General features: G+C 61.7%; 8 protein-coding genes. 2 read left to right on the top strand and 6 right to left on the bottom strand.

Features of this window, described 5'->3' with window-relative positions; all coding sequences use genetic code 11:
- Positions 1 to 49: 49 nt before the first annotated feature.
- A complete protein-coding gene (locus tag AC1DWF_RS26995; protein ID WP_476842255.1) occupies positions 50 to 1,525 on the bottom strand; it encodes an amidohydrolase family protein in 1,476 nt (491 codons plus the stop codon).
- Between the two features lie 191 nt (positions 1,526 to 1,716).
- On the opposite strand from AC1DWF_RS26995, the gene AC1DWF_RS26990 reads away from it, so the two are divergent.
- The gene (locus AC1DWF_RS26990) at positions 1,717 to 3,285 is read left to right on the top strand and encodes an ABC transporter substrate-binding protein (RefSeq protein WP_476842254.1); all 1,569 of its coding nucleotides are present in this window, start codon (positions 1,717 to 1,719) and stop codon (positions 3,283 to 3,285) included.
- 114 nt (positions 3,286 to 3,399) lie between these two features.
- Positions 3,400 to 4,878: an amidohydrolase family protein gene (locus tag AC1DWF_RS26985; protein ID WP_476787885.1), complete on the top strand. Its 1,479-nt coding sequence runs from the start codon at positions 3,400 to 3,402 to the stop codon at positions 4,876 to 4,878.
- Between the two features lie 25 nt (positions 4,879 to 4,903).
- Here the strand turns inward: AC1DWF_RS26985 and AC1DWF_RS26980 are convergent, their stop codons facing one another.
- The 5 genes from AC1DWF_RS26980 to AC1DWF_RS26960 all read right to left on the bottom strand — a co-directional run.
- Complete coding sequence (locus AC1DWF_RS26980; RefSeq protein WP_476787884.1) at positions 4,904 to 6,346, bottom strand: amidohydrolase family protein; 1,443 nt, start codon at positions 6,344 to 6,346, stop codon at positions 4,904 to 4,906.
- Positions 6,339 to 7,430: an amino acid ABC transporter permease gene (locus tag AC1DWF_RS26975; protein ID WP_476787883.1), complete on the bottom strand. Its 1,092-nt coding sequence runs from the start codon at positions 7,428 to 7,430 to the stop codon at positions 6,339 to 6,341. The genes AC1DWF_RS26980 and AC1DWF_RS26975 overlap by 8 nt, the downstream gene beginning before the upstream one ends.
- Complete coding sequence (locus tag AC1DWF_RS26970; protein ID WP_476787882.1) at positions 7,427 to 8,590, bottom strand: amino acid ABC transporter permease; 1,164 nt, start codon at positions 8,588 to 8,590, stop codon at positions 7,427 to 7,429. Before AC1DWF_RS26970 ends, AC1DWF_RS26975 begins: the two co-directional genes overlap by 4 nt.
- A gap of 77 nt (positions 8,591 to 8,667) precedes the next feature.
- On the bottom strand, positions 8,668 to 9,693 hold the full coding sequence (locus AC1DWF_RS26965; RefSeq protein WP_476787895.1) for an amino acid ABC transporter substrate-binding protein: 1,026 nt from the start codon (positions 9,691 to 9,693) through the stop codon (positions 8,668 to 8,670).
- Between the two features lie 232 nt (positions 9,694 to 9,925).
- A partial coding sequence (locus AC1DWF_RS26960) for a transposase (protein ID WP_476842253.1) occupies positions 9,926 to 10,352 on the bottom strand: 427 nt, incomplete at its 5' end.

Here is a 10,352-nt window from a genome sequence, read left to right as displayed (position 1 = left end):
CCTGGTGACCACGCGGACCAATTAGCGTGGAGCCTTGCAGGCTCCGATTTCAGACGGCTKGAGGCGCGGGCGGCACGACTGCCTCGTCAAATGTCCGGCTCAGCTGTCCCCAGCCGGGGCTATGCATATGCGCCTGCAAGCCCGCCCGCCCGACCAATGCCTGGGCTTCGCGCTCGCCGAAATCGAGCGCCTGGTCGACATCCGTCGTCAGCACCTTGCCGCCCTCCATCAGGATCTTGCCATCAACGATGACTGTCTCGACGTCGGCGCCAAGGACCTGGTGAGCGAGGCGATGGATCACCATCCAGTTGGGCGTCAGGTGCGGCTGGCGCATGTTGATGATGGCGATGTCCGCCTTCTTGCCAACTTCCAGCGAGCCTATCTCGTGTGCCATGCCCAGAGCCTTGGCCGCATCGATGGTGATCATCTCGAAAAGCTTGCCAGGCGGCAGCAGGTAGCGGTCGTGATTGGCCAGCAGGTGCTGGGTGTACTGCGCCAAGCGCGCTGTCTGGAACAGGTCAAAGTGACGGCTGGGGGACACGCCATCCGTGGTGATGGCCACCGGAACGCCCCTGGCGATCATGTTCAGAATAGGCGTGGCACGGCCGGGAGGGGCATGGGTAACGAAGGTGCCGGTCTCGGCGAGGATATCGATCTCCTGATGCGAGATGCCCCAGCAATGCTGAAGGTGCACGTCAGGGCCCAGGATAGCATTTTCCTTGTCCTGGAAGGCCATACGGATCTGTCCGGCAAAGGCGTCGGAATGGATGCGCACGCCCCATTTCCGCGCCGTCTCGCGCACCCGCCGCGCCTGCATGCGGTCGTCAGCTGTCAGCTTGACCGCCTGGTCAGGCGTCGACATGTTCGACGGGTCGAGCGAGGGCACGATGGTGAAAGGCGTAATGAATACCTTGATGCGTCCATCGGCGCTGCCGTCCAATTCCTGGATCGTCGCCTCGGCGCCCTCGATCATTTCCTCGAACGAGACGTGCCGCCGCACCGGACTTCCGGTTTCCCACCGCGTCACCGCATGCGGCCACGGCAGGCCGGCCGGACCCACGCAGATGACTTCCCTCAAGCCTATCTCGCTGTAGGCCTTGGCGTGGTTGCTGGCAAAGACCGGATCGTCGCTTCTTGGCATGGACGAGATGATGCTGACGCCAGTGGTAACGCCGGCGCGCAAGCGCTCGAGACCCGACACCAGTCCATCTGCGTACCAGTAATCGCGCGTCGTGTAGTGATGGTAGGTTGGCGTTACGATCCGCATCCACATTGAGTTGGTGTCCGCTGCGATGCTGCGGATGAGCACATGACCGGCATGCCCGTGGGCGTCGATCAGCCCGGGAATGATGAGTTTGCCGCGGCAATCCATCACCTTCTTGTCTTGATGCCTGGGCTGGAGATCGCTGCTGGCACCAATGTCGACAATCCTGTCGCCTGAAATGGCGATTGCCCCATCTTCGATGATGCGTCTGTCGGGATCCACAGTGACAATGGTTGCGTGGAGCAGTAGCAGGTCGTTCAAGCGATTTCCTCCCATTGTGCCGGCCCGCATCGCAAATGCGGCCGCAGACGAGCTGGCGGACGGCAAAAGGCCGCGCACAGCTGCCGACCATTTTGCTACCGATGTCGGCAATTTGCGTCAACAATATTGTTGACAATCTTTCCATTCGTTACGATGCTGCAGGCTAGGAAGCGTGATCCCTGGGAGGTAAAATGGCTCGCTTGAAAAAACTCATTCTTGGTGCAATGGCAGCAGTCGCCATGGCGGGGCCAGTCAGTGCGGAAACTCTGCGTTGGGGTGGTCGCGCCGACATCTATTCGCTTGATCCGGACTCAATCGCTTCGACATTCAACCTGTCGTTCCTCAACCATATCTATGAGGGTCTGGTCCGCTACGACGCCAACTTCAAGATCGAGCCGGCGCTGGCGACCGAGTGGAAGCTCATCGACAACAAGGTCTGGCGCTTCACCCTGCGCCAGGGCGTCAAGTTCCACAACGGCGCGGACTTCACCGCCGACGACGTGATCGCCTCGCTCAGCCGCGTCACCGATCCGACCTCGCCGCTGCGCGGCAACATCCCGCTCTACGTCAGCAGCAAGAAGGTCGACGACTACACCGTCGACGTCGAGGTCTCGGCGCCGACGTCGCTGTTCCTCAATGACATGACGAACATCTTCATGTTCAGCGCGAAATGGCTGAAGGACAACAACTCCGAAAAGCCGACCGCCGTCGACACCAAGACGGAGGGCTACGCGACCCACAACACAAACGGCACAGGCCCATTCAAGCTGGAGAGCCGCGTGGCCGACAGCAAGAYTGTGCTGCTCGTCAACGACCTCTGGTGGGACGAGAAGAAGCACAATCTAGATCGCATCGAATACATGCCGATCGCCTCGGCCGCGACGCGCGTCGCAGCGCTGCTGTCCGGTGAAGTCGATCTGGTCGATTCCGCACCGATCCAGGACCTTCCCCGTCTTGAAAGCTCGCCGGGTCTTTCGGTGATGAAGAAGCAGGAGTTCCGCACGGTCTTCCTCGGCTTCAATCGCAATGAGAAGCTGGAGGACGGACGCGCCAATCCGTTCAACGACGTGCGTGTTCGTGAGGCCGTGGAAGCGGCGATCGACCGCGACCTGATCAACGCCAAGGTGATGCGCGGGCTTGCCCGTCCGTCCGGCTCGCTGATCGCCCCTGAGATCGCCGGCTACGCCAAATCGCTCGACACCTACAGCAAGGCCGATCCTGAACGCGCCAAAAAGCTGCTCGCCGAGGCTGGCCAGGAAGGTCTCAAGTTCACCTACATGTGCTCCAACGACGAGAGTATCAACGAGGAGGACTTCTGCGTTGGCATCGCCAACATGCTGAAGCGCGCGGGCTTCGACGTCTCGATCGACATCGCGCCGCGCGCTATCCAGTCGCCGAAGCGCACGCAAGGCAAGGCCGACATGTTCAACCTGAGCTGGGCCAACGAGCCGACGCTCGACGCCTATTCGATCCTGGCCCAGGTGCTCTCCACCAAGAACGACAAGGTGGGCGTGTCGAACTACGGCGGATGGTCCTATCCGGAGCTGGACAAGCTGGTTGCACAGTCGGTGCAGGAGCCTGATAGCGCCAAGCGCCTGCAGCTCGAGGAAGCGGCCCTCAAGATCTCCAAGGACGATACGATCTTGATCCCGCTCCACCAGCAGCCGATCGCGTGGGCTACCCAGGCTACGGTCAAGAGCGTCGACTTCCGCTCCGACAACAAGCCGCGCCACTGGCTGACCCAGATGGCCGGCAAATAAGCCTCGATAACACCATCTCCCCGCGACCCTGGGCGCTTCATCATCCGGTGAAGCGCCCTTTCTTTAGCTGCGTCCGCCCGCCGGCAGGCGCGATGACTTCAAATTGGATTGACGATGACACGTCCCGAAGACCTGACGCTCGGCCAGAGGCCGGCTGGCCGCACACTGATGACCGCCGACTGGCTGCTCGCTTATCATGGCGAAGGCCACTGCCTAGTGCCGCGCGGCGAGGTGGTGATCGAAGGGGGTGAGGTCATCTTCTCAGGTCGCCATTTCGACGGTGAAGTCGCCCGCCGCATCGACTTCGGCAGCGCCCTGATCAGCCCGGGGCTGGTCGACCTCGATGCGCTGTCGGACATCGACACTTATGTGCTCGTCCATGACAATCAGCCCGGATGGGCCAGGGGCCGCATCTGGCCACGCTCCTATGTCGACCGCGGACCCTACGAGATGTATTCTCCTGAAGAGCTGGCCTTTCAGAAGAAGTTCGCCTTTGGCCTTTCTCTGCTCAACGGTGTCACCTCCGCTGCACCCATAGCCTCGCTCTACTACCGCGAATGGGGCGAGACGGTCGCGGAGTTCGACGCTGCCGCGGATGCGGCAGGCGATCTCGGCCTGCGTGTCTTCTTGAGCCCAGCCTACCGCTCTGGCGGCATGGTGCTGGAAGCGCCCGGCAAGATCGTAGCTGACTTCGATGAGGCGAGGGGCCTAGCCGGTCTTGAGGATGCCATCGCCTTCATCGAGCGCCAGCACGGCCGGCATGGTGGGCTGGTCAACGGCATGCTCGCGCCCGATAGGGTCGAGACCTGCACCCTCACGGTCTTGCAGCGGACCATGGCGGCAGCGCGCGACCTCGACTGCCGGGTGCGACTGCACATGGCCCAGGGCAAGCTCGAGCTCGAAACCATGCACAAGCTGCATGGGGTCTCGGGGCCGCGCTGGATGGCCGATCATGGCCTGCTCAATGAGCGGCTGGTTACTCCGCATGGCACCCATGCTTCGCTGGAGGACTTGCAGCTCTACGCCGACGCTGGCGTGTCCATCGCCCATTCGCCGCTGGTGTCGGCCCGCATGGGCAGCACGCTGAACTCGTTCGCCTCATGCAGGAAGCTCGGCATCAACATCGGCATGGCGACTGACACCTCGCCGCCCGACATGCTGATGAACCTGCTCATGGGCCTCGTCGCGTGCCGGATCAGCGAGAAGGCGTCAGACGCCGTGCTGAGCAAGGATTTTTATGATGCGGCCACGCTCGGCGGTGCCAAGGCGCTCGGCCGAACCGACATCGGCCGTCTGTCAGCCGGCGCCAAGGCTGACATCTCGGTCTTCCGCCTCGACGATCCCTACATGACGCCGACGGTCGATCCGATCACCACGCTGGTGCTCGGTGGTTCGGGCAAGGTCACGCAGGCGGTGTTCGTCGACGGGCGGCTGTCGATGCTGGACGGCAAGCTCGCCGGCTTCGACATCCGTGCTGCGCGCGAGCAGGCGCAGCGGCAGTTCGAAGGGCTGATCGCCAAATACCCAGATCGCAGTTGGCAGCACCCGCCGGTGTCCGAGATTTTTTCGCCGAGTTACCCCATACTGACGTGATAGGGGCGAGGCGCTTCGCCTCGAACTAGCTTCCAATCACTGGCAGCGACTTTGGCGCCAGTTTGGCGATGTCGCGTCCACGTGGGTCATAGGTACCGGCGCGGGCGCAGGCCCAATCCTGCAACGACTGGATTTCCCTGACGGCCCCGTCGTAATCCAACTGCGTCGGCTTGCCCCGATCCACGGTCAGCCGTCCATCGACATATACTCGCTCAACTGCGCGCTCGGCGGCGCAGTGGAGCAGGCTGCGCAGCGGATCGTAGACCGGCCGCATGGTGGGCTGGTCGAGGTCGATCACCAGCAGGTCGGCCTTTGCGCCCATGCTCAGCCTGCCTATGTCGGAGCGGCCGAGCGCCCGAGCGCCGGCAAGCGTCGCAGCATCGACGATGTCGCCTGTGGTGATGTCGAACACGCTTTTTCCGCCGAGCCTAGAGCAGATCAGCGCCTGCCGCATCTCCTCCAGCATGTTGAACGGGTAGCTGTCGGTGCCGATGGCAACGTTCACGCCGCCGCGGCGATAGTCGCCCAGCGTCTCCAGCGCCATGCCGCTGCGGGCAAAGGTCACCGGACAATGCGCGACGGACGTTCCGCGCGCGGTCAGCGTTGCAAGGTCGTTGCGGGTCCGCTGCCGTGTCCAGGAATGGTGGTCCGCAAAGATGCAGTGGCCGAGAATGACGTCTTCACCAAGCACGCCGAGCTGGTCGAGATATTGCACTCCGGTCAGCCCGGTGCGGCGCAGCAGCTCTTCATGTTCGGCCATGGTCTGCGCGGTGTGGATCGTGATGCGCATGCCGCGTCGCCGCGCTTCGCCGGCGGCATCGACCAAAAGGTCCGGACGGCAGGTTTCAACCTGCGAGGGTGAGATAACGCCGTCCAGACGCCCGCTCGGATGCGCCCTTGCCCGGTCGACGAAATCCAGCGCCCGCGCGAAGGCGTCCCGGCCAGCCTTGTCGTCCCATTCGAAGTCGAGCCGGTGGCTGTCATGCACCACCCAGTTCGCCTGACGGAAACCCGGCGCAAGGTAGCCGCGCACGCCGCTTTGCGCGGCAATGTCGAGCCAGATGTCGTGAGCCCCTGCGATATCAAGAACGGTTGTCGCGCCAGAGCGCATGAGATCGCCCAGCATCACCGTCAGGCAGGCAGCGCGCGCGTCCTCGCCCCCGTCGATGACGCCGGAAAACTCGTACATGGCCTGGCCCCACAGAGCGGCGGTGCCGGCATCTTCGAAAATGCCCTTGGCCAGAGGCTCGTCATGCGAATGGCAGTGGATGTCGATCAGGCCGGGCATGACCATGCGCGACTTGCCCGACAGTTCCGTCGTCGCCTGGCCTTCGAAGCGTGTGCCGACGCAGAGCAAGCCTGTTTCGTCGAAGGCGACATCGCCGCCGTGGCGATAGACCTGGCGATCGCCCGCCGGGTCATAGGCAACAATGGTTTCGACGTCGCGAATGACCGTTATTTCAGTCATGACCCACCCTGAAACGTTTCTCGAGATAACGGCTGTATGCGCCCATGAGCGCGCTGAACACAAAGTAGACCACTGCCGCGAACACATAGCCCTCAAGCACGGCGATGCCTTGCCAGTTGGGATCGCGCAGCGCAGTGCGGACGGTGCTTAGAAAATCCAGCAGGCCTACAATGGTGACAAGTGTCGTGTCCTGGAAGAAGCCGATGAACAGCGACACCAGCGGAGGGATCACCATCTTGAGGGCCTGCGGGACGGTCACGAGCACGGTGTATTGCCAGTAGTAAAGTCCCAGTGCTTGAGCCGCTTCCGTTTGTCCACGCGGCAGGGCTTGCAGTCCCGCCCGCACGATCTCGGCAATGTAGGCGGCTGCAAAAAGGATGATTGCGACTTGCGCTCTCAGCAGTTTGTCGATGGTCATGCCTTCGGGCATGAACAGCGGCAGCATGACTGAGGCCATGAACAGGATGCTGATCAGGGGAACGCCGCGCACCAGCTCAATGAAGGTGACCGCCAGGATGCGAATTGCCGGAAGGCTGGACAAGCGCGCGAGCGCCAGCAGGATGCCAAGCGGCAGTGCGCAGACGAGCCCGACGAAGGTCAGCATGAAAGACAGCGGCAAGCCGCCCCATTGCGAAGTCGGCACTGGAGTGAGCCCAAACCCACCGCCGGCCATCAACAGGAACAGGATAGGCAGCAAAGCCACCCAGGCGATGAGCAGGGATCGCCCCCACAGACGCGGAATGCCCGAGACGGCCATGGCTGCGATGAACAACAGGCTCGCCAGCAGCGGCCGCCATTGCTCGTCGAAGGGGTAAATGCCGAACAGCATGTACCGCATCTTGGCGGCGAGATACGGCCAGCAAGCTCCTGAGCTTGCCTTGCAATTCTCGGGCGTGCCGTCGAATACCGCATCGAGCAGAAGCCAACTCACTGCCACCTTGGCGGCGAATGCGAGGACGGCGAGGCAGACCAGCGTCACGACCGTGTTAGCAGGCGTTCCGAAATAGGTTTTCGCCATCGAGTTATTGCGAGTAGGCGGGCGCATCATGCGCTGGTCGGTCACTGTCGCGGTACGATCGCTCATGACTGGCGCCCCTTCAGCGCGACATGCGCGTTGTACCAGTTCATCAGCATGGAAGTCGCAAGCGAGAGGAATAGATAGACCAGCATGAACAGCGCGATCGGCTCGATGGCCTGTCCGGTCTGGTTCATGATGTTGTTGGATACCATCACCAGGTCGGGATAGCCGATGGCAATCGCCAGCGAACTGTTCTTGAACGTCGTCACATAGACATTGGTCAGCGGTGGCACGATGATCCGCAGAGCCTGCGGGAGGATGACAAGCCGCATGGTCTGGCGGTCTGGCAGCCCTAGCGCCTGTGCAGCTTCGCGTTGGCCCTTGCCAATCGCAAGGATGCCGCTGCGCACGATTTCCGCCACGGTTGCGGAAGCACCGAGCGTCAGCCCGAGCAGCAGGGCGACAAACTCCGGCTTGAGATGCGAGCCGCCCGTCAGCCTAAACCGGCCGAGCTCCGGCCAGTCCAATTGGGCGCTGATGTCGAACGACACTGAGGCGATCAGGACCGGCGCAACAAGCAGCAAAAGTGCAATCGGCCAGCTCGGCTTTGTATTGCCAGTGGCAATGCGCCTGCGCTTTGCCATTCCCTGCCATGCAAAGGCGGCAGCCAGCCCCACACCGACCGCTACGGCGAGCGCCCAGAAACCGGAATTCCAGACGACTGCCGGGACAACCAGGCCGCTGTTCGACACGTAGACGCCCGGCAGAAGCGTGATCGCCTGCTTGACCGGCGGCAGCGTGAAGATGATCGCCGAATACCAGAGGAAGAGATAAAGCAGCAGCGGTACATTGCGCAGCGCTTCGACATAAACCAGCATGAGTCGTGAAAGCAGTGGGTTACGCGACAACCGCGCAATGCCGACAAGCGTGCCGATGATTGTTCCCAGCACGATCGCCAGCAGCGATACTTTCACCGTATTGAGCAGGCCGACCAGCACCGCCCGCGCATAGCTGTCGCTCGGTTCATACGCAATCGGCGTTTCGCTGATGATGAAGCCGGCTTCGCGGCCGAGATAACCGAACCCGGTGGCAATGTCTTGCTGGGCGAGATTGCCTAGCGCGTTGTGAAGCAGATACCAGCCACAGGCGACAACAGCCGCGACACATGCGACCTGGTATGCCAGCTCGCGTACGCGCCGGTCTCTTAGAAGGATTGTGGGCGACAAACCGGCCGTCCTCAGAGAGGTCTGTTCCAGAAACACGGCGCATGTCACGCAGACATGCGCCGTATCGCGTCAAAACCTCACCTGAACGGAGGCGGATAAAGCAGACCGCCATTGTTCCACAACGTGTTCGGTCCGCGGCTCAGACCGAGAGCCGTCTTTTCTCCAAGGTTGCGGTCGAAGACCTCGGCATAGTTTCCAACATGCTTGACGATGTTGTAGCCCCACGCCTTGTCCAGGCCGAGCATCGGACCGAGTTCGTCGGTGACGCCGAGCATCCGCAGGATCTCCGGATCCTCGCTCTTGAGCTGCTCCTCCACGTTGGCCTGGGTGATGCCCTTTTCTTCAGCAGCCATGAGCATCCACGCCGACCACGACACGATGTCACGCCAGTTGGAATCATTCTGGCGCACCGCCGGCGCCAGCGGCTCCTTCGAGATGGTCTCCGGCAAGATCACGTAGTCATCTGGACTTTTCGAGGCTGCGCGAATGGAGGCAAGGTCCGAGCGATCGGACGACACCGCATCGCAGCGGCCCGAGAAGAAGGCATTATTGTTTTCATCAGGGTTTTCGAAAACTACCAGCTCGAACTTCTTGCCCGTAGCTCGGAAGAAGTCGGCCAGATTCTGCGCGGTCGTGGTGCCTGGCAGTGTACAGACGGCTGCGCCATCAAGGTCCTTGGCGCTCGCTATACCGAGGCTTTTCGCGACCATCAGACCCTGGCCATCGTAAAAGACAGCAGGTCCGAAATCGATCCCGAGCGATGCCTCGCGCGAGTAGGTCATTGTCGTCTGGCGCGAAAGAATGTCGATTTCGCCAGACTGCAGCACCTGGAAGCGCGTGTTGATGTTGGTCATCACGAAGTCGACCTTGTTCGGGTCGCCGAATACGGCTGAGGCGACGGCGCGACAGACATCCACGTCGAAACCGGCGAACTTGCCCTGCGCGTCGGCGAGGGCAAAGCCGGTGGTGCCCATCGAAACGCCACAGATCAGTTTGCCGCGCGCCTTGACCGTCTCCAATGTAGACGCAGCCTGCGCCGCCACGGCGGACGAGCCGAGTAGCAAAGCGGCAGCCGCCGCCATGCGGCATGCCCTTCGGAACATTACCATTTTAGTCCTCCCATTGCGGTTCTGGCGGATGCACCGCCGACCTCTCCCTCTTCAACAAAGTGATCCAATCAAATTGCCGACAATTCTTCAACAGGATAATCGACAATAATTGTGTTCAATCCTGATCTGAGGCAGCGTGAACTATTTCTCATGCTCAGAAATGGTCTACATCGGCCTTGGTGCATTGATCGGGGTGCTGACGGATTTCAATCTTTGATGCCGTTGGCTATGCGGTGGCCGCCTTGTAGCCGACAGACTTCGGGCGCGCGCATGTCAACATTCGATTGAGGGCGGCACAACCAATGGCGACTTCCGTTTGCTGGGTCTGGAACGATCTTGCCCGCAGTCGGCGACCGATGATGGATTTGTAGCGGCCGATCGCGGTCTCAACGAGCGAGCGCTTGCCGTAGCTGGTCGCAGCCTGCCATTTCATCCGGCCGTCTATGTTGATCGCCGCGATATGCCGGTCCCGCTGGCTGAGAGGTTCGGTATCTGCCCGCTCGATTGCGTTTGCACGCGGCGGTATGACGATCGCTGCACTGCCGCTATGGTTGGCGACGGCCTTGTAGGTTGGCTCGCTGTCATAGGCGCCATCGGCTGTGAACTGGCCGATCTCTCCATCGATCTGGTCGAGCAGCGGCTCCACCTGCGAG

The sequence above is a fragment of the Aminobacter sp. P4_D5 genome, assembly GCF_056401815.1.
The sequence above is the reverse complement of the archived record's forward strand: the minus strand, read 5'-3'. Positions and strand labels throughout refer to the sequence as shown.

Excerpts from the sequence above, each read along its gene's own strand:
- AC1DWF_RS26985 (WP_476787885.1), top strand. The coding sequence starts at position 3,400 with ATGACACGTCCCGAAGACCTGACGCTCGGCCAGAGGCCGGCTGGCCGC.
- AC1DWF_RS26980 (WP_476787884.1), bottom strand. The coding sequence starts at position 6,346 with ATGACTGAAATAACGGTCATTCGCGACGTCGAAACCATTGTTGCCTAT.
- AC1DWF_RS26975 (WP_476787883.1), bottom strand. The coding sequence starts at position 7,430 with ATGAGCGATCGTACCGCGACAGTGACCGACCAGCGCATGATGCGCCCG.
- AC1DWF_RS26965 (WP_476787895.1), bottom strand. The coding sequence starts at position 9,693 with ATGTTCCGAAGGGCATGCCGCATGGCGGCGGCTGCCGCTTTGCTACTC.